Here is a 20,366-nt window from a genome sequence, read left to right as displayed (position 1 = left end):
CCGCACACTGTAGGCAAACATTGTGACCACCGTCACCGTTTCCCCAGCAGGAGGAGAACCACATGAGCACCGAGGACAGGGTCGCCGCGTCGGCGGACCCGAACGACTCCCCCGAGAACCGGGGCGGGCTGAAGAAGGTCGTGGCGGCCTCGATGGCCGGCACGGTCGTGGAGTGGTACGAGTTCTTCCTCTTCGCCACCGCGTCCACCCTGGTCTTCGGCCAGCTCTTCTTCGTGGACACCGGCAACCCGCTGGACGGCATCCTCAAGGCGTTCCTGATCTACGCGGTCGGCTTCATCGCCCGCCCGCTTGGCGGCATCGTCTTCGGCCACTTCGGCGACAAGTACGGGCGCAAGCACCTGCTGCAGATCTCGATCGTCATGGTCGGCGCCGCCACCTTCCTCATGGGCTGCCTGCCCGGCTTCGAGCAGGTCGGCTACTGGGCCCCCGCCATGCTGGTGGTGCTGCGCTTCGTGCAGGGCTTCGCGGTGGGCGGCGAGTGGGGCGGCGCGGTCCTGCTCGTGGCCGAGCACTCCCCCAACAAGGAGCGCGGCTTCTGGTCCAGCTGGCCGCAGGCCGCCGTGCCGCTGGGCAACCTGCTGGCCACCGTCGTGCTGCTCACCCTGTCCTTCACCCTCTCCGAGGAGGCCTTCCTCTCCTGGGGCTGGCGCGTGGGCTTCTGGCTCTCGATCGTCATCGTGGCCATCGGCTACTACATCCGCACCCACGTGACGGACGCCGCGATCTTCAAGGAGGCCCAGCAGGAGGTCCGCGAGGAGAAGTCCGCCGCCTACGGCGTGGGCGAGGTCTTCCGCCGCTACCCCCGCGGCGTCTTCGGCGCCATGGGCCTGCGCTTCGCCGAGAACATCCTCTACTACGTGGTGGTCACCTTCTCGATCACCTACCTGTCCACCCAGCGTGACGTGGACACCAGCCGGATCCTGCTCCTGCTGCTGATCGCCCACGTGATCCACGCGATCTGCGTGCCGCTCGTCGGCCGGGCCACCGACAGGGTGGGCCGCCGCCCGATGTACGCCGCGGGCGCCTTCCTCGGCATCTTCTGGGCGTTCATCGCCTTCCCGATGTTCAACACGGACAACAGCTTCATCATCCTGGCGTCCATCACCATCGGCCTGATGATCCACGCGCTCATGTACGCCGGGCAGCCGGCCATCATGGCCGAGATGTTCCCCACCCGGATGCGCTACTCGGGCGTCTCCCTGGGCTACCAGGTGACCTCGATCGTGGCCGGCTCGCTGGCCCCGATCATCGCCACCGCCCTGCTGCGCGAGTTCAACTCCTGGGTGCCGATCGCGATCTACATCGCCATCGCCTGCCTCATCACCCTCTTCGCGGTGTGGACGCTGCGCGAGACCAAGGGCATCTCCCTGCAGGATATCGACGCCGAGGACCGGCGCCGGCTCTCCGAGGAGAAGTCCGCCGAGGACCGGACCTCCTGATCCCCGACCTCCGCACCCACCCGCGCCCAGCGGCGGACCGGCTCCCCGGTCCGCCGCTGGGCGCGCTGTGCACGACCCCCAGCTCCCGACACCCTCGACACCTTGCAGAAGGGACTCCCCGATGACCACCATCACCTGGATCGGCCTCGGCCACATGGGCAACCCGATGTCCGCCAACCTCGCCGGGGCGGGCTACGACGTCCGCGGCCACGACGTCAGCGCCGACGCCATGGCGGCCGCCCGCGACCGCGGCGTGCAGACCTTCGACACGCTGGAGGAGGCCCTCCAGGGCGCCGACGTCGTGTTCACGATGCTGCCCAAGGGCGAGCACGCCCGCGCCGTCTACCTCGGCGACAGCGGCGTCATCGCGCTCGCCCCGAAGGACGCGCTGCTCATCGACAGCTCCACCATCGACGTGGAGACCGCGGAGGAGCTCCACCGGGCCGCCGAGGACGCCGGCTTCCGCTTCGTGGACGCGCCGGTCTCCGGCGGGATCAGCGGCGCGGCCGCGGCCACCCTGACCTTCATGGTCGGCGGGAAGCCCGACGTCGTGGAGCAGGCCCGGACGTTCATCGAGCCCATGGCCCGCAAGATCGTGGCCACGGGCCACGCCGGCACGGGCCAGGCCGCCAAGATCGTCAACAACATGATGCTGTTCATCTGCCTCGAGGCCTGCGCCGAGGGCTCCGTGCTCGCCGACCGGCTGGGCCTGGACCCGCAGGTGTTCTGGGACATCGCCTCGGTGTCCTCGGGCAACTCCTGGGCGCTGCAGACCTGGTACCCCGTGCCCGGCATCGTGGACTCCGCCGCGGCGAACAAGAACTTCGAGGCCACCTTCAGCGCCGCCCTCGCCGCCAAGGACGCCGGTCTGGCACTCATGGCGGGCGAGCAGACCGGCGTGGAGCTGCCCGCCGCCAAGCTCGTGGCCGAGAGGCTGCAGCAGCTCATCGACGAGGGGCTCGGGGACAAGGACTGCTCCCTCATCACCAAGTACGCCGCGCCGGACGGGAAGATCCCGGGCTGGGACCCGGACAAGGCCTGAACGGCGCCAAGACCACCACGACCGAGGAGGACACCATGCAGAACACCAAGCAGGACGCCGAGGCCCGCGCGCAGCAGGACGCCGAGCGGGGCGCCCAGGACCCCCGGACCACCGGCGCGGTCATCGAGCACTTCATCGACGGGAAGCGCCACGGCGGGCCCGGGCGCACCGCGGACGTCTACAACCCCGCGACCGGGCAGGTGGCCAAGCAGGTGCTGCTGGCCTCCGCCGAGGACGTCGCCACCGCGGTGGAGGCCGCCGAGCTCGCCCTGCCCGGATGGCGGGCCACCGGACTGTCGAAGCGCTCGGCGATCATGTTCAAGGTCGAGAACATCATCCGGGAGCGCACCCCGGAGCTGGCCGCCATCATCACCGCCGAGCACGGCAAGGTCCTCTCGGACGCGGCCGGCGAGGTCGCCCGCGGGCTGGAGAACGTGCAGTTCTGCGCGGGACTCATGCACCACATGAAGGGGGAGTTCCTCGAGCAGGCCGCCACCGGGGTGGACGTGCACCAGACCCGCCAGCCGGTGGGCGTGGTCGCCTGCATCACCCCGTTCAACTTCCCCGCCATGGTCCCGCTGTGGATGATCACCACCGCGATCGCCGCCGGGAACACCGTGATCCTCAAGCCCTCCGAGCGGGACCCCTCGGCGGCGGTGTGGATCGCCGAGGCCTTCGCCGAGGCCGGGCTGCCCCCGGGGGTGCTCAACGTGGTGCACGGGGACAAGGAGGCCGTGGACGAGCTGCTGACCAACCCGCTGGTCAAGGCCGTGTCCTTCGTGGGCTCCACCCCCATCGCCCGGTACATCTACGAGACCTCGGCGCAGCACGGCAAGCGCGTCCAGGCCCTGGGCGGGGCGAAGAACCACATGGTGGTCATGCCGGACGCGGACCTGGACGGGGCCGCCGACGCCGCTATCTCGGCCGCCTACGGCTCCGCCGGGGAGCGCTGCATGGCGGTCTCGGTGCTCGTCACCGTGGGGGACGTGGCCGACCCGCTCATCGAGCGGCTGAAGGAGCGGATCGCGAAGCTGACCATCGGGGACGGCACCGACCCGGCCTCCGAGATGGGCCCGCTCATCACGAGGGCGGCCCTGGACCGGGTCAACGGCTACGTGACCGGGGCGGAGGCCGAGGGTGCGACCGTCGTGGTCGACGGCACGCAGCAGGAGTTCGACGGCGAGGGGTTCTTCACCGGCGTCTCGCTGCTGGACCACGTGAGGCCCGGCATGAAGGCCTACGACGAGGAGATCTTCGGCCCGGTCCTGTCCGTGGTGCGGGTGGACACCTACGAGGAGGCCGTGCGGCTGATCAACACCAACCAGTTCGCCAACGGGGTGGCGGTGTTCACCCGCGACGGCAAGACGGCCCGGCAGTTCGAGTTCGAGATCGAGGTCGGCATGGTCGGGGTCAACGTCCCCATCCCGGTGCCGATCGGCGCGTTCTCGTTCGGCGGCTGGAAGAACTCCCTCTTCGGCGACACCCACATGTACGGGCCGGAGGCGTTCAACTTCTACACCCGCCGCAAGCTCGTGACCACGCGCTGGCCCGAGCCCTCGGAGTCCCAGATCAACCTGGGCTTCCCGACCCACTGACGGGTCCGCCGGGGTCCCGGCCATGACGACGCCGGTCCCCGCCCTCGGTTCGGAGGGCGGGGACCGGCGTGCGCGCCCCGGTCAGTTCTTGAGGCCGTCGCCGATGTTGCGGGCGCCGGCTCAGGCGCCCCCGGGTCCGGGGTGCCGGCAGTCCTCGACGTGCTCGTGGAGCTGCCGCTCGTCGACGGCCTCGACCGCCTCGGCCATCGCGTGCAGGAAGGCGGTCACGGTGGCGGCCTCCTCGGCGGACAGATCCCGGGCGGCACGGAGCATCCGCTCGTGCATGGCGCCGAGGGTGGAGCGGACCTCGCAGTCGGCCTCCTGGGTGGCCACGATCACCAGCGCCCGCCGGTCCGTGGGGTGGGGGCGGCGGGCCACGTGGCCGCTGCGGGAGAGCCGGTCCAGCAGCGTGGTGGTGGAGGCCGAGGAGATGCCCAGCTTGCTCGCCAGGTCCCGGGGGCTCATGGGGGTCCCGGCGCGGTCGGCCTCCAGCAGGTAGCGCAGGGCCAGCACGTCCTTCTCCCCCATGCCCATGGAGTCGCGGGTGCGCAGCCGCATGGCGGACTCGGCCGCCCGGTAGGCCCGCAGGGCCTCGAGCACCTGCACGGCCGGAGGACGGTCGCCCTCGGCGGCGTACCAGTAGCCGGACGAGGTGCGGGGATGTGCGGTCATGCGTCCAGTGTAGGTGATCTACAAATCAAATGAACTGATAACTAGACAATCTAGTAATACTGCTGTTCGATGGGATCGTGTGGTCCTGTGAGGGAGCGCACGCCGTCGCAGAGGAACACCGCAGGGTACGTGAGGAAGAGGTCGGAAGATGAGCCAGCAGCTGCACCCCGGATCCACCGTAGAGACGACAGAGCACTCCCCCCTCCGGGCGGTCCGGAACGACCCCGGGGCGGTTCCCGCCGCCCCCGTGCACTGCGGCGAGCCCATGCCGGTGCGCACCCTCGACTTCGCCGAGGTGCAGGACCACGTCAACCACGCCGTGGCCCAGGCGGCGATCGACGGCCGGCGGGTGCACGCCTGCGCCTGCGGCTTCCTGCAGGAGACGCCGGTCCCCGGAGGCACGGTGCCCTCGATCGTCCCCGACGGCGAGGCGATGCTTTTCCGCCCGTTCTTCACCCGGCGCGTCCTCGCCGCGGCCGGACGGGTCGAGAACGCCGAGTGGTCCTTCGACCAGGCCCTGGCGGACGCCGGGCCTCTTGCCGCCCAGGACACCCAGGAGCAGGCCCGGCGCCTGTGCGCCTACGAGGCCGGGCTCGAGGCCGAGCGCTGGCGGCTGGACCAGGCCCTCGAGTCCCTGCGCGACGAGCTCCGCCTGGCCGTGCGCCACGGCGTGCCGATCACCCTCCTGGCCCGCGAGGCGGCCCTCGACGAGGCGGACGTGGTGGACCTGCTGCACCTGGGCGACATCCCCGCGACGTTCCCCGCGCACTCCTCCGCGCACTCTCCGGCGACCTCTCCCGCGGACGGGACCGGCCGCGCGCTCGCCGAGGCCTGCTGAGCCCCCCGGGCCGCGCGTGCCGGGCCGCTACCCTGGAAGGGCCCCGCAACGCCGCCGCGCCCCGGAAGGACGCCCGTGAAGTCGATCGTCGCGACCCTGCTCGTCCTGGCCCTGGTGCTGACCTCGGCCGGGGCGCTGCTGACCACCGTGGACGCCCAGGAGTGGCTGCCCGTCGTGGTGCTCGCGGCCCTCGCCTACCTCGGGACCTTCACCCTGTACCGGCGCGTGCGGGACCGCTGGGCCGAGCGCTACGCCGACCGCCGGGACTGATCCCGGCTGGAGCGGCGCCACGACCGCCACGCCCCGGTGGACCACAGAGCCCACAGCACGAGCAGCGGCTGGAACAGCAGCCGCACGGCCCGGGCGCGGTCGGTGTCCAGACCGAAGGCGTCCGTGCGCGTGAGGTACTGCGAGACGTTGCCCGGGAACACGGCCACGAAGAACGCCGCGGCGAGCCACCCGAGCAGCACCCGCCGCCGGGGCAGGACCACCAGCGCGGCGCCGAGGACGATCTCCACCACCCCGGAGCCCAGCACCACGGCGTCGTCGGGGACGGGCAGCCACTCGGGAACCTGGGCCGTGAACTCCTGGCGGGCCACCGTGAGGTGGCTGATCCCGGCGCCGAGCAGGGCGAGCCCGAGGAGCACCCGGGCGATCGTGCGCGGCAGGGAGGCGGCCGGTGCTGCCGGCCGGGCGGACGAGGTCATGCCCGCAGACTAGAGGTCATGCCCGCGAATCGACAGCGCGGGCTCAGGATCGGTCGAAGTCCGCCTTGCGGATCAGCCCGTGCACCCCCACGGTGCGGTCCACCACCTGGGAGATGGCGAAGTCCGCGGCGGCCGAGAGGTAGGCGTAGGCCACGGCGCGCTCCATGCCCTTGTCCTGCTCGAGGAAGTCGAGGGCGTTGAGCACGGCCCGGCGCATCGCCACGTCGAGATCGGAGTTCTGCCCCCCGCCGGCCGCGCCGTCCGGGTCGGAGAGCCCGATCGGGATCCAGTGCTCGTCCGTCTCCGCGAACGGGTAGGAGTGGGCCACGGAGGGCGCGTCCCCCTCCCCGGCCTTGCAGACCGTGAGCCGGAACGTGCCGCGCAGCGAGCCCTCCATCGCGGTGAGCGCCACCTCGCCGTCGCCCATGGCCATGTGCGGGTCCCCCACGTAGAACAGGGCGCCGTCCGTCTGCACGGGCAGGTAGAAGGTGGAGCCCACGCCGAGGTGGCGGATGTCGATGTTGCCGCCGCCCAGCGTCGGCGGGATCGAGTTGAGCAGGTCGTCGGTGGGCCCGGAGCCCTGCTGGTATGCGACGCCCATCATGCCCATGAACGGGCGCAGCGGGAACCGCACGGCCCCGCCGGCCATGACGCCCTGACCGTGCTCCACCGGGGTGAACGTGGAGACGTTGCCGTACTCCTGCGGGTTGCCCGTGGACCGGCCGTCCGTGCCCACCGTCGGCAGCACGTCCTCGACGAGGATGTCGGCCACCGGCCCGCCGCGGGCGGGGCCCGGCAGCGCGCCCTTGCCGTGGCGGCTCGAGACCACCCCGTACGGCACGCGCAGGTCGGCGTGCAGGGTCTCGATCTTCAGGACGTCCCCGGGCCGCGCCTCCTCGACGAACACCGGGCCGGTCACCACGTGCGGGCCGTCCCGGTCGAAGTCCCGCTCGGTGCGGTCGTAGTCGCGGGCGATCTCCACCGCGTCGTCCAGGACCCGGGCGCGGGAGACCCCCTGCGCGCCGAAGAACTCCACCGGGTCCCGGCCCTGGTCCTCGAGGATCCCCTCGTGGGAGACGGCGTCGATGGTGACCGTGCGCCCCGAGCGCATGCGCAGCGAGGGCTCGGCGTCCACGGACGGGACGTAGCCCCACAGCACACTGTCCACGTCCGAGGGCAGGTAGTGGTCCCCGGGGATCCTGCCCTTCCCGGGCTGCAGGACGGAGCCCCGGAAGCCGGGGCGGCCGCCCTTCGGGTGCTGGGCGCCCATCGGGACGGCCGCGGAGGCCGCGCCGGCCCCGGTGCCGGTGACCGCGCCGGCGGCGGCCACGGCGGTGGCCGCCCGGAAGAAGGTGCGCCGCCCCAGACCCCGCTGGAGTTCGTCGGCGGCGCGGCGGGCGAAGTGCTCACTCATGGGTGTCTCCTGCGGTCAGGGGCGGCTTTCTCGAACGCCTACGACCATAGGGAGAGCGTGTTTCCGGTTCGGGGTCCCCGTGTTTCCGGGCCGTGACGGCGAGCGCCGAGGGCGGGAGCGGGGGTTGGACAGGTCACCGGGCGCCCCGGCCGTGGTGCTACCGGCGGCGACAGCCCGACCTCGTTGTCGGGACCGCGCACGGACGCCCGCGTGACCTGCGTCACCCACAGTAGGGGTCACCGGGGGGTCCGGCATGTCCCATGCGAAATATGACGGTTACGAATGCACATCGATCGGGGCGGGTCGGCGGAACCCGTGGCGAGGTGCTGATTCAGCGGAAGTCGGCCTTGCGGATCCGGCCGTGGGCGCCCGCGGAGCTGTCCTCCAGCCGGGTGACGGCGAACTCCGCGGCGCTGGAGAGATAGGCGTGGGCGATGGGCCGGTCCATGCCGCGGTCCCGGGCCAGGAAGTCCACCCCGGCCCGCACGGCCTGCTGCATGGCCGCGGTCAGGCAGAACGTCTGCTCGTCGGCGTCCTCCGTCCCGGAGCGCCCGACGACGATCCAGTGCTCGTCGGTCTCGGCGAACGGCTGCCGGTGCGCCACGGCGGGCACGTCCTGGGCGCCGGTCCGGCACACGGTCACCCGGAAGGTGCCGCGCAGGGGCTGCCCGGCCGCGCCGAGGGCCCGGTGGAGCTCCCGGGGGCAGAAGGCGGTCCCGTCCGCACGGACCGGCAGGTAGGCGGTGCACCCGGTCCCGAGCGGACCGCCGGACGCGCCGGGGTCCGCGACCCGGAGCACCTCGACCTTGAGCGCGTCGCCGGAGCGGGCCGCCGGCAGGAGCACCGCGCCGGTGACCACGTGCGGGCCGAGCCCGTCGAGGGCGGGGACGTCGTGCCCCTCCTCCGCCCGGGGTGCCGCGGGGGTCCCGGCCGCCGGGCGTCCGTCCTGCGCGGGACCCCCCGGCTGCGGGCGCTGGAAGCCCGGGACGCCCAGGCCGGACGAGGGGTGGGCGGCCCGCGCGGCCGCGGCGCGGGCCCGGGCGGCGTCCTCGGGGTCCGGCTCGGCGCGGAGGGGCTCGGGGCGGGCGGGGGCGGCAGCGGTGCCGCCGACCACCCGGAGGACCGGCCGCCGGGCGTGCGGCACCACGGGCGCGGGTCCTGGTCCGGCGTGCTCGGTCATGGGCTGCTCCTTGGGGGCGGGGCGAGCGGTTCAGCTCCGACGGTAGGAAGTGCGTGTTACTGCATCGGGCACGTCGTGTTTCCGGAGCATGACGATCCTCATAACGAGACGAAGCATGCCACGGACGGGCGGGCAAGCCCCACAAATGACAATTGCGACGCCGGCACTCCCGTGCTGCCCCTCGGGCACGACCTAGTCTGGCCGGATGGAAGTCCACAAGGCCCTGGCGTTCCTCGCCGTCGCGGAGGAGCTGCACTTCGGCCGCGCGGCAAAGCGCCTGCACATGGCGCAGCCGCCCCTCAGCCGCCTGATCCGGCAGCTGGAGTCCGAGCTGGGCGCCACCCTGTTCGAGCGCAACACCCGCCACGTGACCCTGACGCCGCAGGGCGAGGCCCTGCTCGAGCCGGCCCGGGAGCTGGTGATGCTCGCGCAGCGCATGAAGGACGTGGTCCGCAAGTCCCAGGCGGGCGAGACCGGGCGGGTGCGGCTCGGCTTCGCCGGGGCCTCGGTGAACCAGGCGGTGGGCGAACTGGCGCGCCAGGTCCGGCGCCGTCGCCCCGGGATCAGCCTGGAGCTCTACAGCTCGCAGTTCTCCTACCTGGGCCTGGAGAAGGTCCTGGACGACTCCCTCGACATCGTGATCGGCCGGTGGGACTTCCTGCCCGCGGAGATCAGCTCCCGGCTGGTCGCGCTCGAGGAGCTGCTCATCGCCCTCCCGGAGAGCCACCCGCTGGCCGACCGCGAGACGGTCGACGTCGAGGACCTCGCCGGGGAGGCGTGGATCGTGCTGCCCGGCGGGGCGGGGGCCACGCTGCCCAACCGGCTCAACACCCTGGCGATGAACGCGGGGTTCGTCCCGCGCATCGTCCAGGTGGCCCCGGACTCCTGGACGCTCGTGGTCCTCGTGGGCGCCGGGATGGGCATCTCCCTCATCCTCTCCAGCGTCCGGGACAACGTGCCGTCCCGGGGCGTGGTCTACAAGCCGCTGACGCAGGAGCAGAAGCCGGTCGAGGTCCGCCTCCTGTGGCGCCGCGGGGACGCCAACCCGGCGCTGCAGTCCGTCATCGAGATCTCCGAGACGGTGTTCCCCGCGCCCGGGGGCCCGCTGCCCGCCCCGGCGCCCGGCACTCCGTGACCCCCGCCCCCTCGCCGAGGGGGGGATGCTCAGCTGAAGGCCGAGATGCCGGTGATGTCCCGGCCCACGAGCAGCGCCTGGATGGAGTCGGTGCCCTCGTAGGTGGAGACCACCTCCATGTCCGTCATGTGCCGGACGACGTGGTTCTCGAGCAGCAGCCCGTTGCCGGCCAGGAGGTCCCGGGCCTCGTTGCAGATCCACTTGCCCTTCTGCGCCGTGGCCATCTTCACCATCGAGGCCTGCGCGTTGGACAGCTGACCGCGGTCGGCGAGCTCGGCCATGCGGTCGCAGAGCAGCTGCATGGTGGTGAGCTCGCTGAGCATGTTGGCCAGCCGCGACTGGACCAGCTGGTAGCCGCCGATGGCCCGGCCGAACTGCTGCCGTGTCGCGGCGTAGTCGGCGGCGATCTCGAAGGCCGCCATGCCGTGGCCGACCGCCTCCCACGCGGCGCCGCCGCGGGTGGCCTGCAGCACCCGGGAGACGTCCTTGAAGGACCGGCAGTTCTCGAGGCGATTGCCCGCCGGGACCCGCAGGCCCTCGAGCACGATGTCGGCCTGCTGGATCGCGCGCTTGCCGACCTTGCCGGTGATCACCTCGGGCCGGTACCCGGCCGGGTGGTTCCCGTCGTCGTCCTTCTCCACGACGAACGCGTTGACCTTCCCGTCCTCGGTGTTGCGGGCGAACAGGACGACGACGTCGGCCGCGTCCCCGTTGCCGATCCAGCGCTTGTGCCCGTCGATCACCCACTCCTCGCCCTCGCGGCGAGCGGAGGTCTCCAGGGCCACCGAGTCCGAGCCGTGCTCCGGCTCCGTGAGGGCGAAGGCCCCGGTCTTCTCCAGCCGCGCCATCGCCGGCAGCCAGCGCTGCTTCTGCTCCTCGGACCCCAGCATGTTCAGCGCCCCCATGCACAGGTTGCCGTGCACGCCCAGGAACGTGTTGATGCTGCCGTCGGCCCTCGCCATCTCCCGGGCCACCATCCCGGCGGCCTTGCGGGACATCCCCGGGCAGCCGTAGCCCTGGATGGTGGTGCCGATGATGCCCAGCTCCGCCAGCCCGGGCACCAGCTCCCAGGGGAACTCGGCGCGCTCCCAGTAGTCGTTGATCACGGGCAGCACGCGCTGCTGGGCGAACTCGCGGACCCGGTCCCGGATCGCGATCTCCTCGGGCGTCAGGTCGTCGTCCAGCCGGAAGTAGTCGGAGGTCGCGGCGCCCGCGCGGACGGCGGCCGGGGCCTCGGTCGAGGGGGCGCTGGAGATGGTGGTCATGGTCGGTCCTTTCGTCGGCGGGTCCCAGGACCCGCGGTGGTCGGAGTGGTCGGTGGTGCCGGGCGTTCCCGGCGGGTGGCCCGCAGGATCGCGAGCAGTCCCAGCGCGGTCAGGGCGACCGCGGGGAAGACGAGGAGCGAGGCGCCGGTGGCCCACGCCAGGGAGACCCCGGAGTAGCCCACGGCCATCGCGAGGAAGCGGACCATGTTGTGGATGCCGATCGCGGTCCCGGAGCCCCCGGCGGGCGAGAGCAGGAGCTCCGTGGCCGCCGCGCTCTGGGCGAAGGCGATGCCGGTCCCGGCGAGCACGAGCCCCAGGACCACCAGGGACACGATCACCCAGTGGGCCACTCCCAGACCGGACGAGACCATGGCCAGCGTGACCACCGGGGCGGCGACCACGAGGATCAGGACCCCACGGCCGAGCTGGACGCCGCTGCCGTGCCGGCGGCCCACCCGCGCCGCGACGGGTCCCGCCGCCGTCATGGCGAGCGCCAGGGTGAAGACCACGGCGCCGATCCGGGCCGGGCCCAGGTCCAGGTCCGAGGCGAGGAACAGGGGCACGGCCACGATGGCCACCGCCATGGACCCCATCGCCAGCCCCGCTCCGGCCGCTGCCGTGAGGTAGGCCGGGTCCCGCAGCAGGGCCGGGTCCAGCAGGGGCCGCGGGGACGTCGCCCCGGACGCGGCCCGCCGGGCCCGGCGCCGGCAGAGGTGGGCGAACAGCCACCAGCCGAGCACCGCGCAGACCGCGCTCGCCGCCGCCCAGGACCAGGGGCCGGACTGCCCGGCCAGCACCACGGCCGCGGCCGTCGAGCCGCCGCCGAGGACGAGCCAGACCATCGCGGCCACGTGCATCGGCGGGCGCCGCCGCCCGATCCGGGGCATGAACGCCACCAGGAGGACCATCAGCACGAGCACCAGCCCGGCGTGCACCACGAAGACCCAGCGCCAGCTCAGCGCCTCGGTGAGGACACCGCCGAAGGGCGGGCCCACAGCCTGGCCCACGCCGATGGCGGAGGCCCACGCGCCCATGGTCTGCGCGGTCCGCTCCGGCCAGGTGGTGACCAGGGCCGCCTGCACGCAGGGCGGGATCGCGCTGCACGCCGCGCCCTGCACCATCCGGGCGAGCACGAGCGACTCCATGCCCGCCGCCGCGGCCGCCGTGAGCTCCGCGAGGACCATGACGCCCAGCGCCGAGATCAGGAAGGTCTTGACCCCGAGCCGGTCGCCGAGCCAGCCGGCGAGCGGGACGGCGGTGGCCATGGCCACCGTGAAGGCGCTCACGGCCAGCACCGACTGCTGGGCCGTCATGCCGAGGTCCGTCTGGATGACGTACAGCGGCGCGTTGATCACATTCGAGGACATCGTGCCCATCGCCGTGGTGGCCAGCAGCGCCGGATAGGCGATCCGCCGCGCCCGCAGGGCGGGCCGGCCCCTCCGGAACGCGGTCATGCACGCACGGTCACGGAGTCCGGCTCCGGCTCCGGCTCCGGGACGACGACGCCCTCCAGGGCGGCCCGCACCGACGCCGGCAGCGGGGTGGAGCGGCCCGTGGCCGGGTCCTTCTGCACGAGCACCGTCCGGGCGCGGACCGCGACCTGCCCGTGCTGGACCAGCTCGTAGGCCACCGTGTAGGACGACCGGCCGAGGCGGCAGACCCAGGCGCGGGCCGTGAGCTCGGGGCCGTGGTCGATGGAGCGCAGGTAGTCGAGCGTCAGGGAGACCACCACGCGCGGCCGGGCGGGGTCCGGGACGCCGTCCTCCCCCAGCCAGGAGGCGACCGCCGAGAGCCGCGCCTCCTCGATCAGGGTGACCACGCGGGCGTTGTTGACGTGCCGGTTCAGGTCCTGGTCGGACCAGCGCACGGGCAGCACGGTGGTGTGCACGGCGCTCACGACGCCTGCCGGACCGCGGGCTCGCCGCGCTCGAGCCACGCCAGGACTCGGTCCCGGTCCGCGTCGAGCAGCGGCGGGGCCTGCGTGTAGTCGACCGGGGTGCGGCTGAAGTCGACCGGGTGGCGGACCGTGGGGACCTCCCGGCCCCCCGTCCCGGCCAGCACCACCGGGTCCAGGCCGAGGCCCTCCGCGAACCGGACGCCCTCGTCCACCCCCAGGATCGGGGCGCAGGGCACCTTGACCGCCTTGAGCAGCTCGAACCAGTCCTCGGCGTCCCGGGCGGCGAGCCGCTCGATCATCAGCCGGCGCAGCTCCACCCGGTTGGCGTTGCGGGCGGACACCGTGGCGAACCGCTCGTCCTCGGCGAGCTCGGGCGCGCCGAGGCACCGGCACAGCCGCGCGAACTGCCCGTTGTTGCCCACCGCGATGACCATGTCCTTGTCCCGGGTGGGGAAGGGCTCGTAGGGGTAGAGGCTCGGGTGCTCGTTGCCCATCCGGGTGGGGACGCTGCCGCCGGCCACGTAGGCGGCGGACTGGTTGACCAGCCCGGACAGCGCCGAGCTCAGCAGGTTCAGCTCCACGTGCTGGCCCGTCCCGGAGGACTGCCGCTCGTGGAACGCGCCCAGGATGCCGGTGGAGGCGTGCAGGCCCGTGATGACGTCGAAGAGGGCCACGCCGGCCCGGTACGGCTCGCCGTGCTGGCTGCCGGTGAGGCTCATCATCCCGGAGAGGGCCTGGGCCAGGAGGTCGTAGCCGGGCAGGTCGGCGCCGCCGGCGGTGCCGAAGCCGGTGATCGAGGCGTAGACGAGGTCCGGGCGCCAGGCGCTGACGCTCTCGTAGTCGAGGCCGTAGCGCACCAGGCCGCCGGGCTTGAAGTTCTCCACCAGGATGTCCGCCCGGGCGATGATCCGCTCCACGACCGCGAGCTGCTCGGGGTCCGAGAAGTCCAGGGCGATGGAGTGCTTGTTGCGGTTGACCGAGAGGAAGAACGTGCTCTCGCCGTCCCGGTGGGGCGGGACCCATGCGCGGGCGTCGTCCCCGGCGGTGCTCTCGATCTTGATGACGGTCGCGCCCATGTCCGCCAGCAGCATGGTGCAGTAGGGGCCGGCGAGCACGCGGCTGAGATCCGCCACCACCACCCCGGCGAGCGGGCCCGTGCCGGGGCGGCCGAAGATCTCCTGCAGGGCGTGGGCGTCCTCGAACTGGCTCATGTTCTCTCTTTTCGTCGTCGCGTCTCGTCCGGGCTCAGCCGGCGTACTCGTACCAGCCGCGGCCGGTCTTGCGGCCGTACCGGCCCTGCTCGTAGAGCTTCTCCACGGAGGGGTGCGGGAGGTCGTCGGGGTCCCCGCTCTGCTCGTGCTGGGCCAGCCGGATCAGGTAGGCCACGTCGATGCCGACCAGGTCCATGAGCTCGAACGGCCCCATGGGGTGGCCCAGGGCCGTCCGCGCGGCCACGTCGATGTCCTCGAAGCTCGCCACGCCGTCGGCCTCGAGGCGCAGCGCCTCGTCCCGCAGGGCCCCGAGGAGGCGGTTGGCCACGAAGCCGGGGACCTCGTGGTGGAGCCGCACGGGCTGCTTGCCGAGCCGGCGGGCGAGCTCCGTGGTGGTCTCCGCGGTGGCGTCGGAGGTCTGCGGGTTGCGCACCACCTCGACGCAGGCCATGACCAGCGCCGGGTTGAAGAAGTGCATGTTGCACACCCGGTCCGGGCGGCCGGTCGCGTCCGTGAGCAGGGACGAGGGGATGGTCGAGGAGTTGGTCGCGAGGATCGCGTGCTCGGGGGCGGCCTCGTCCAGGTCCGCGAACAGCTGCCGCTTGATGTCGAGGCGCTCCACGGCGGCCTCGAGCACGAAGTCGGTGCTGCGGGCCGCCTCGAGGGAGTCGGTGGTGTACGCCATCCGGGCGAGGGCGGCGTCGACATCCGCCCGGCTCCGGCTGCCCTTCTCGGCGAGCCGGCCGAGGCGGCGGTGCACCTCGTCCCGGGACCGTTCGAGGGCGGCGGGGTCGAGGTCGCTGGTGGTGACGGTGTAGCCGGCGAGGGCGAAGACCGCCCCGATCTGGGTGCCCATGGCACCGGATCCCACGACCAGGACGTCTCGGACGGCGTCGATGCTCGGCTGGGGGTTCATGTCTGCTCCTCGGAGGTTGTGGTGGGACCCGTCGGTGGGGCCACAGGGTTCGGGACCGGGGCTGGGGCCGGTGGTCAGTCGTCGTCGCGGAAGCGGGCTGGGCGCTTCTCCAGGAAGGCGCTCGCACCCTCGGCCTTCTCGTCGGAGGCGTAGAGCAGGGACTGGGCCAGCCGCTCGAGCAGCAGCCCGGTGCGCTGGTCCGTCTCGGCGCCGTTGCGCACCACGAGCTTGGCCAGCCGCACCGCCAGGGGGCCCTTGGCGAGGATCGAGTCCGCGGTGGCGAGCGCCGCGTCCATCAGCTCGTCCGCCGGGACCACGCTGGTCACCAGGCCGATGCGCAGGGCCTCCTCCGCGTCGATGATCCGGCCGGTGAGGATCATCTCCTGGGCCCGGCCGAGCCCGACGAGCCGGGACAGCCGCTGGGTGCCGCCGGCGCCGGGCAGGATGCCGAGGTTGGTCTCGGGCAGTCCGAACCGGGCGCCGGCGGCCGCCACGCGGATGTCGCAGGACATCGCCAGCTCGTTGCCCCCGCCCAGCGCGAAGCCGTTGACCGCGGCGATCGTGGGCAGCTCGAGGTCCTGGATCCGGTCCCAGAGGCGCTGCATCCGGGCCCGCAGGCCGTCCCGCAGCGTGTAGCCGACCAGCTGGGAGATGTCCGCCCCGGCCACGAAGGCCTTCTCCCCCGCGCCGGTGAAGACGACGGCGCCGGCGTCCTCGCGCCGCTCCAGCGCGTCGAGCGCCGCCTCGATCCCGTCCAGCACCCCGACGTTCAGGGCGTTGCGCACCTCGGGGCGGTTCACGGTGACGACGGCGACCCTGCCCCTGAGCTCGGCCGTGACGGTGCCGGTCCCGGTGTCGAGGGCGGTGCTCGTGCTGTTGCCGGGCGTGGTGGTGGTGTCCGTGGTGGTGTCCGTGGTGGTGTCGGTCATGGCGGGTCCTTCCGGTCAGACGGTGGCGGTGGCGGGCGCAGGGGCCGGGGCGGGAGCGGCGTCGTCGTCGTCCGTGGGTCCGGTCCGCACGGTGAGGAAGGTCAGCAGCACGCTCCCGGCCACGAGGACCAGGCCGGCGACGGCGCTGAGCGGCGTGGGCAGGAACAGCAGGAACCCGCCGACCGCGGCCGCGACCCGGAACAGGACGGGCATCCGGCGGTCGAAGCCGACCGTCCAGCCCTCGATGGCGGAGGCCAGGGCGTAGACGCCCACGATGCTCAGGGCGAAGGCCAGCAGGATCCGGCCGGGCGAGTCCTGGGCGACCAGCGCGGGGTTGAGGGCGAAGCCGAACGGGACGATGTACTTCACCGCGCCGAGCTTCATGGCCGCCACGCTGGTGGCCATGGCGGGAGCCTTGGCCAGGCCCGCCGCGGCGAAGGCGGCGAGACCCACCGGCGGGGTGATGTAGGAGACGGACGCCCAGTAGATGACGAACAGGTGCGCCGCGAGCGGGTTGACGCCCAGGTCGATGACCGCCGGGACCATGACGATCGCCAGGAACACGTAGGCCGCGGAGATCGTCATGCCCATGCCGAGGATGAAGCAGGTGACGGCGCCGGCGACGAGGATGAGGACCACGTTGTCGCCGACCAGCGAGACCAGCTCGCGGGCCAGGGACAGGCTCACGCCCGTGGCGGTGAGACCGCCGACGATCAGGCCCACGCCGGCGATGATGCCGATGATGTTGCCCAGCGTCCGGCCGGACTCCACGAGGAAGTCGGCGAACTCCCGCAGCCCGAACTTCTGGCCCGGGCGCAGCACGGCCACGACCAGCAGCACCAGGATCACCCAGTACGGCACCTGGGTCTCGGAGTTCGTGAGGAACAGCAGCCCGGTCAGCAGGGCCAGGGCCAGGACGTAGGGCCAGCCCCGGACGAGCGTGGCGAGGGCCCGGGGCAGCTGGGCCACGGGCACGCCCTTGAGCCCCTTGCGGGCGGCGTAGCCGTCCACCTGCAGGTAGATGCCGAGGAAGTAGAGGACCGCCGGGATGGTCGCGGCCACCAGGATCTCCGTGTAGGGCACGCCCACGAAGGAGACCATCAGGAACGCCGCGGTGCCCATGATCGGCGGGGTGATGGACCCGCCGGAGGACGCCGTGGCCTCGATGCCGCCCGCGTAGGTGGGGCTGAACCCGGAGCGCTTCATGGCCGGGATGGTCATGGGCCCGGTGGTCAGGACGTTGGAGACGGCGCTGCCGCTCATCATGCCCATCGCGGCGCTGCTGGCCACGGACACCTTCGCCGCGCCGCCGCGGTACCGGCCGAAGATCGACATGGAGAGGTTGTGGAAGAAGTCCGCGCCGCCGGTGTGCTGCAGGGCCACCCCGAAGACCAGGAAGCCGATCAGGATGGTCGCCGCGGTCTGGATGGGCAGGCCCAGCACGCCCTCGGCGCCCATGATGTGCACCTGCGCCAGGGTCGGCAGGTCGTAGGTGACGCCCTGCAGGACGCCGATCGGCAGGTTCTCGGCGACCAGCGGGTACAGGGAGAAGAGCAGCGCGATGACCGTCACCGTCAGCCCGCCGGTGCGGCGCAGGGCCTCGAGCACCACGAGCCACAGCACGAACGCGGCGACCGTGGCGGTGGTGGGCGCCATGTACTCCCAGCCGAAGTCCTTGATCCGCGTCCCGTTGACCGCGAAGTAGCCGCACACGGCCGCCGCGACGACCATGAGCAGGACGTCGAACCACTGGACCCGGCGCTCGCGGACCGGGGCGGTGCTGCCGCCGGATCCGTGCTCCTGCTGGGCCTCCACCTGCTGGGCGAGCGGGATCCTGCGCAGGGGGTTGACGATGAACACGACCGGCAGGAACACCGCCAGGATGAGGTACAGGTAGGAGTTGGTCAGCAGGGACAGCCCGCCCACGTTCCAGAAGAAGACCTGGTTCATGGCCAGCAGCACGCCCAGGACGGTCAGCACGATCACCACCGTCCGCCAGAACGGTGTCACCCGGGTCTCAGTTCGCATCGTCGGTCTCCTCGCCGTCCAGCTCGTCGGTCTTCCAGTCCGTCCAGTTCTGCTCGAGCTCCTCCGCGGAGGAGGAGGACTCGACGACGCCGGGCCAGGCCTCGCGCATCCGCTCGCCGCGCTCGATCAGCTCGTCGTTCTTCCGCTCCAGCTCCTCGGTCCACACGCCGCGCTCCTCGAAGTAGCGGACGGTGCCCTCGTGGAAGGGGACCACCAGCGGCTCCTTGAGCACGGCGTCGAAGGCGAACTGCTTCGTGTCCGGGGTGGTGCCCTCGTAGTGCTCGTAGTTCTCGACCATCGACTTCACGAGGTGGTAGACCTCGTCCGCGTCGCGGGAACCCATCGTGGTCAGCGGGATCGTGTACTCGAGGACGCGGGCGCTCTCGCCCTCGTCCATCCCGGCGGCGTTCGTGACCTCGCCGACCGACACCATGGGCATGAGCTCCTCCCAGGTCTCGTAGCGGGCCGGGTCCGGGTCGTCGAAGCCCAGCCACTTGACGTCCGTGGAGGACGCGAGCTCGTCGATGTTGGAGCCGACCACGTTCTGGTACAGGGCGTCGATCTGGCCCGCCTCGAGACCGGCGATCTGCTCGCCGTAGGAGATGGGGACCTTCTGGACGTCCTCCCCGGTCAGGCCGCCGTAGTTGAGGAAGCCCTCCATCTTGTTGTTGATGGACGTGTTGGCGGTCAGCTCGGGGAACCGCTTGCCCTCGAGGTCCGCGAAGGAGTCGATGCCGCTGTCCTCGCGCACCAGCAGGCCGTAGTTGCCCAGCGGCGCCCACACCATGCGGATGTCCTGGGGGCCCCACTCCTCGCTGGCGTACTCGTAGTCGCCCTCGAAGGCGTAGTAGTACTCGTCCCCGGCCCGCGAGTAGTCCACGGTGCCGTTCACGAGGGGCGCCAGCCGGCCGATGCCGGTGTCGGCCGTCATCAGCCGCACCTGCACCCCCTCCTCGTTGGTGAGGGTGTTCGCGATGGCGGCGAGATCGTTGTAGGTGCCGGTGCCCACGTTGTAGGTGGACCACACCAGCTGCTGCGGCAGGCCGTTGGGGCCCACCGGCTCGTCCCCCTCGGCGCTCGCGCAGCCGGTCAGACCCAGCACCGCGACGGCGCCCAGAGCGGCGAGCCGTGACTTCGTTGTCCTCATGATGACCTTTCGACGTGCGGTGGGGGCGCTCAGCGCCCGGAGAAGGAGGGGACCCGCTTCTCGAAGAACGACTGCTTGCCCTCCAGGAAGTCGGCGGTGCCGAAGAGCGCGGGCTGGTGGTCCCGCTCGAAGTCCAGGGCCTCGCCGAGAGAGCCGGAGGCCTCGCGGATCCCCCGCTTCACGGCGGCGACGGCGAGCGGGGCCCGGCCGGCGAGCTCCGCGGCGCGGGCGACCGCGGCGCCGAGCACGTCCGGGTCCGGCAGCACGTGGTCGGCCAGCCCCGCGTCCAGGGCGGTGGCGGCGTCCACCGGGGCGGCCTCCAGCAGGATCCGCCGGGCGCGGGCCGCACCCGTGCGCTGGACCAGGGAGTGCACCAGCCCGCCGTCCGGGGCCAGGCCCAGGCGGGTGAACGGAAACAGGAACCGGGCGCTCTCGCCGGCCACCACCACGTCGCAGCAGCACACCAGGCCGACGGCCACGCCGGCGGCGGGCCCGGTCACCGCGGCCACGACCGGCTTCTCCAGCTGCGCGAGCTCCTGCACGAGCCCGGCCACCTCGGCCATCCGGGCGGCGGACTCGACCGGACCGGCGGGCGGCATGGAGGCGAGGTCGCCGCCGCCGCTGAAGCAGCCTCCCGCGCCGGTGAGCACCAGGGCGCCGATCCCGGGGTCCGCGGCGAGCTCCGCCAGGGCGGCCCGCAGCCGGGTGCGCAGCTCGGGGCCGAGCACGTTGCGGCGTCGTTCGTCGTCGAGCGTCAGCACGGCCACGGCACCGGTGCGCTCGATGCGCACCCGGGGCGGGACGTCGACGGCGCGGGGGGACGATCGGGTCACAGGAGTCCTCCGAGGGGTGGATGGGTGTCGTGCAGATCACATTCCCACGACCCACTGTGAAACCTCAAATACCTAATGTGCAGTTCAGTGATACCTA

General features: G+C 72.4%; 19 protein-coding genes. 6 read left to right on the top strand and 13 right to left on the bottom strand.

Annotated elements, in window-relative coordinates; all coding sequences use genetic code 11:
• The first annotated feature begins 62 nt into the window (after nt 1–62).
• The 3 genes from EQG70_RS00745 to EQG70_RS00735 all read left to right on the top strand — a co-directional run bounded on the left by EQG70_RS00745 (nt 63) and on the right by EQG70_RS00735 (nt 4,097).
• On the top strand, nt 63–1,460 hold the full coding sequence (locus EQG70_RS00745) for an MFS transporter (RefSeq protein ID WP_109269025.1): 1,398 nt from the start codon (nt 63–65) through the stop codon (nt 1,458–1,460).
• A 121-nt stretch (nt 1,461–1,581) separates the two neighbouring features.
• Entirely contained in the window at nt 1,582–2,502 is a 921-nt protein-coding gene (gene mmsB, locus EQG70_RS00740) for a 3-hydroxyisobutyrate dehydrogenase (protein WP_017831830.1), read from the top strand.
• A gap of 35 nt (nt 2,503–2,537) precedes the next feature.
• Nucleotides 2,538–4,097, top strand: coding sequence for a CoA-acylating methylmalonate-semialdehyde dehydrogenase (locus EQG70_RS00735; protein ID WP_241975644.1), 1,560 nt, complete (start codon nt 2,538–2,540; stop codon nt 4,095–4,097).
• A gap of 120 nt (nt 4,098–4,217) precedes the next feature.
• On the opposite strand, the gene EQG70_RS00730 is transcribed toward EQG70_RS00735, so the two are convergent.
• Nucleotides 4,218–4,769: a MarR family winged helix-turn-helix transcriptional regulator gene (locus EQG70_RS00730; RefSeq protein WP_109269026.1), complete on the bottom strand. Its 552-nt coding sequence runs from the start codon at nt 4,767–4,769 to the stop codon at nt 4,218–4,220.
• Nucleotides 4,770–4,917: 148 nt separating this feature from the next.
• Between EQG70_RS00730 and EQG70_RS00725 the strand changes: the two genes are divergently transcribed.
• Nucleotides 4,918–5,607, top strand: coding sequence for a hypothetical protein (locus tag EQG70_RS00725; RefSeq protein WP_035924186.1), 690 nt, complete (start codon nt 4,918–4,920; stop codon nt 5,605–5,607).
• 75 nt (nt 5,608–5,682) lie between these two features.
• The gene (locus EQG70_RS00720) at nt 5,683–5,877 is read left to right on the top strand and encodes a hypothetical protein (RefSeq protein WP_017831825.1); all 195 of its coding nucleotides are present in this window, start codon (nt 5,683–5,685) and stop codon (nt 5,875–5,877) included.
• Here the strand turns inward: EQG70_RS00720 and EQG70_RS00715 are convergent.
• The 3 genes from EQG70_RS00715 to EQG70_RS00705 all read right to left on the bottom strand — a co-directional run bounded on the left by EQG70_RS00715 (nt 5,856) and on the right by EQG70_RS00705 (nt 8,908).
• Nucleotides 5,856–6,314 carry a DoxX family protein gene (locus EQG70_RS00715; RefSeq protein ID WP_109269027.1) on the bottom strand — a complete coding sequence of 153 codons (459 nt, stop codon included), beginning with the start codon at nt 6,312–6,314 and terminating at the stop codon, nt 5,856–5,858. The two genes, EQG70_RS00720 and EQG70_RS00715, sit on opposite strands and share 22 nt — an antisense overlap.
• Before the next feature lie 43 nt (nt 6,315–6,357).
• Nucleotides 6,358–7,728: an acetamidase/formamidase family protein gene (locus tag EQG70_RS00710; protein WP_109269028.1), complete on the bottom strand. Its 1,371-nt coding sequence runs from the start codon at nt 7,726–7,728 to the stop codon at nt 6,358–6,360.
• A 331-nt stretch (nt 7,729–8,059) separates the two neighbouring features.
• Nucleotides 8,060–8,908 carry a hypothetical protein gene (locus EQG70_RS00705; protein WP_095650658.1) on the bottom strand — a complete coding sequence of 283 codons (849 nt, stop codon included), beginning with the start codon at nt 8,906–8,908 and terminating at the stop codon, nt 8,060–8,062.
• 205 nt (nt 8,909–9,113) lie between these two features.
• Between EQG70_RS00705 and EQG70_RS00700 the strand changes: the two genes are divergently transcribed.
• Nucleotides 9,114–10,043: a LysR substrate-binding domain-containing protein gene (locus tag EQG70_RS00700; protein WP_109222145.1), complete on the top strand. Its 930-nt coding sequence runs from the start codon at nt 9,114–9,116 to the stop codon at nt 10,041–10,043.
• A 29-nt stretch (nt 10,044–10,072) separates the two neighbouring features.
• Here the strand turns inward: EQG70_RS00700 and EQG70_RS00695 are convergent, their stop codons facing one another.
• The 9 genes from EQG70_RS00695 to EQG70_RS00660 form a co-directional block, all read right to left on the bottom strand.
• On the bottom strand, nt 10,073–11,308 hold the full coding sequence (locus EQG70_RS00695; protein ID WP_208746236.1) for an acyl-CoA dehydrogenase family protein: 1,236 nt from the start codon (nt 11,306–11,308) through the stop codon (nt 10,073–10,075).
• Nucleotides 11,305–12,762, bottom strand: a complete 1,458-nt coding sequence (locus tag EQG70_RS00690) for an MFS transporter (protein ID WP_035924193.1) — start codon at nt 12,760–12,762, stop codon at nt 11,305–11,307. The genes EQG70_RS00695 and EQG70_RS00690 overlap by 4 nt, the downstream gene beginning before the upstream one ends.
• Nucleotides 12,759–13,205, bottom strand: coding sequence for an acyl-CoA thioesterase (locus EQG70_RS18255; protein ID WP_208746234.1), 447 nt, complete (start codon nt 13,203–13,205; stop codon nt 12,759–12,761). The genes EQG70_RS00690 and EQG70_RS18255 overlap by 4 nt, the downstream gene beginning before the upstream one ends.
• On the bottom strand, nt 13,202–14,416 hold the full coding sequence (locus tag EQG70_RS18250; RefSeq protein ID WP_208746232.1) for a CaiB/BaiF CoA transferase family protein: 1,215 nt from the start codon (nt 14,414–14,416) through the stop codon (nt 13,202–13,204). The genes EQG70_RS18255 and EQG70_RS18250 overlap by 4 nt, the downstream gene beginning before the upstream one ends.
• Nucleotides 14,417–14,450: 34 nt before the next feature.
• Nucleotides 14,451–15,332, bottom strand: a complete 882-nt coding sequence (locus EQG70_RS00680) for a 3-hydroxyacyl-CoA dehydrogenase family protein (protein ID WP_017831816.1) — start codon at nt 15,330–15,332, stop codon at nt 14,451–14,453.
• Between the two features lie 74 nt (nt 15,333–15,406).
• The gene (locus EQG70_RS00675; protein WP_017831815.1) at nt 15,407–16,261 is read right to left on the bottom strand and encodes an enoyl-CoA hydratase/isomerase family protein; all 855 of its coding nucleotides are present in this window, start codon (nt 16,259–16,261) and stop codon (nt 15,407–15,409) included.
• Nucleotides 16,262–16,276: 15 nt separating this feature from the next.
• Nucleotides 16,277–18,289 carry a TRAP transporter permease gene (locus tag EQG70_RS00670; RefSeq protein WP_244296617.1) on the bottom strand — a complete coding sequence of 671 codons (2,013 nt, stop codon included), beginning with the start codon at nt 18,287–18,289 and terminating at the stop codon, nt 16,277–16,279.
• On the bottom strand, nt 18,279–19,436 hold the full coding sequence (locus EQG70_RS00665; protein WP_031282157.1) for a TAXI family TRAP transporter solute-binding subunit: 1,158 nt from the start codon (nt 19,434–19,436) through the stop codon (nt 18,279–18,281). Before EQG70_RS00665 ends, EQG70_RS00670 begins: the two co-directional genes overlap by 11 nt.
• Nucleotides 19,437–19,465: 29 nt before the next feature.
• Entirely contained in the window at nt 19,466–20,269 is an 804-nt protein-coding gene (locus tag EQG70_RS00660) for an enoyl-CoA hydratase/isomerase family protein (protein ID WP_095650652.1), read from the bottom strand.
• Between the last annotated feature and the right edge of the window lie 97 nt (nt 20,270–20,366).

This window comes from Kocuria rosea (assembly GCF_006094695.1).
Classification (GTDB): domain Bacteria; phylum Actinomycetota; class Actinomycetes; order Actinomycetales; family Micrococcaceae; genus Kocuria; species Kocuria rosea.
Note: the sequence above shows the minus strand (reverse complement) of the source record. Positions and strands in the feature narration are given on the sequence as shown.

What these genes read in the sequence shown, in the direction of transcription:
- EQG70_RS00695 (WP_208746236.1), bottom strand. Translation starts at nt 11,308, where the DNA reads ATGACCACCATCTCCAGCGCCCCCTCGACCGAGGCCCCGGCCGCCGTC.
- EQG70_RS18250 (WP_208746232.1), bottom strand. Translation starts at nt 14,416, where the DNA reads ATGAGCCAGTTCGAGGACGCCCACGCCCTGCAGGAGATCTTCGGCCGC.
- EQG70_RS00700 (WP_109222145.1), top strand. Translation starts at nt 9,114, where the DNA reads ATGGAAGTCCACAAGGCCCTGGCGTTCCTCGCCGTCGCGGAGGAGCTG.
- EQG70_RS00705 (WP_095650658.1), bottom strand. Translation starts at nt 8,908, where the DNA reads ATGACCGAGCACGCCGGACCAGGACCCGCGCCCGTGGTGCCGCACGCC.
- EQG70_RS00665 (WP_031282157.1), bottom strand. Translation starts at nt 19,436, where the DNA reads ATGAGGACAACGAAGTCACGGCTCGCCGCTCTGGGCGCCGTCGCGGTG.
- EQG70_RS00710 (WP_109269028.1), bottom strand. Translation starts at nt 7,728, where the DNA reads ATGAGTGAGCACTTCGCCCGCCGCGCCGCCGACGAACTCCAGCGGGGT.
- EQG70_RS00675 (WP_017831815.1), bottom strand. Translation starts at nt 16,261, where the DNA reads ATGACCGACACCACCACGGACACCACCACGGACACCACCACCACGCCC.
- EQG70_RS00725 (WP_035924186.1), top strand. Translation starts at nt 4,918, where the DNA reads ATGAGCCAGCAGCTGCACCCCGGATCCACCGTAGAGACGACAGAGCAC.
- EQG70_RS00715 (WP_109269027.1), bottom strand. Translation starts at nt 6,314, where the DNA reads ATGACCTCGTCCGCCCGGCCGGCAGCACCGGCCGCCTCCCTGCCGCGC.
- EQG70_RS00745 (WP_109269025.1), top strand. Translation starts at nt 63, where the DNA reads ATGAGCACCGAGGACAGGGTCGCCGCGTCGGCGGACCCGAACGACTCC.
- EQG70_RS00730 (WP_109269026.1), bottom strand. Translation starts at nt 4,769, where the DNA reads ATGACCGCACATCCCCGCACCTCGTCCGGCTACTGGTACGCCGCCGAG.
- EQG70_RS00690 (WP_035924193.1), bottom strand. Translation starts at nt 12,762, where the DNA reads ATGACCGCGTTCCGGAGGGGCCGGCCCGCCCTGCGGGCGCGGCGGATC.
- EQG70_RS00680 (WP_017831816.1), bottom strand. Translation starts at nt 15,332, where the DNA reads ATGAACCCCCAGCCGAGCATCGACGCCGTCCGAGACGTCCTGGTCGTG.
- EQG70_RS00670 (WP_244296617.1), bottom strand. Translation starts at nt 18,289, where the DNA reads ATGCGAACTGAGACCCGGGTGACACCGTTCTGGCGGACGGTGGTGATC.
- EQG70_RS00735 (WP_241975644.1), top strand. Translation starts at nt 2,538, where the DNA reads ATGCAGAACACCAAGCAGGACGCCGAGGCCCGCGCGCAGCAGGACGCC.
- mmsB (WP_017831830.1), top strand. Translation starts at nt 1,582, where the DNA reads ATGACCACCATCACCTGGATCGGCCTCGGCCACATGGGCAACCCGATG.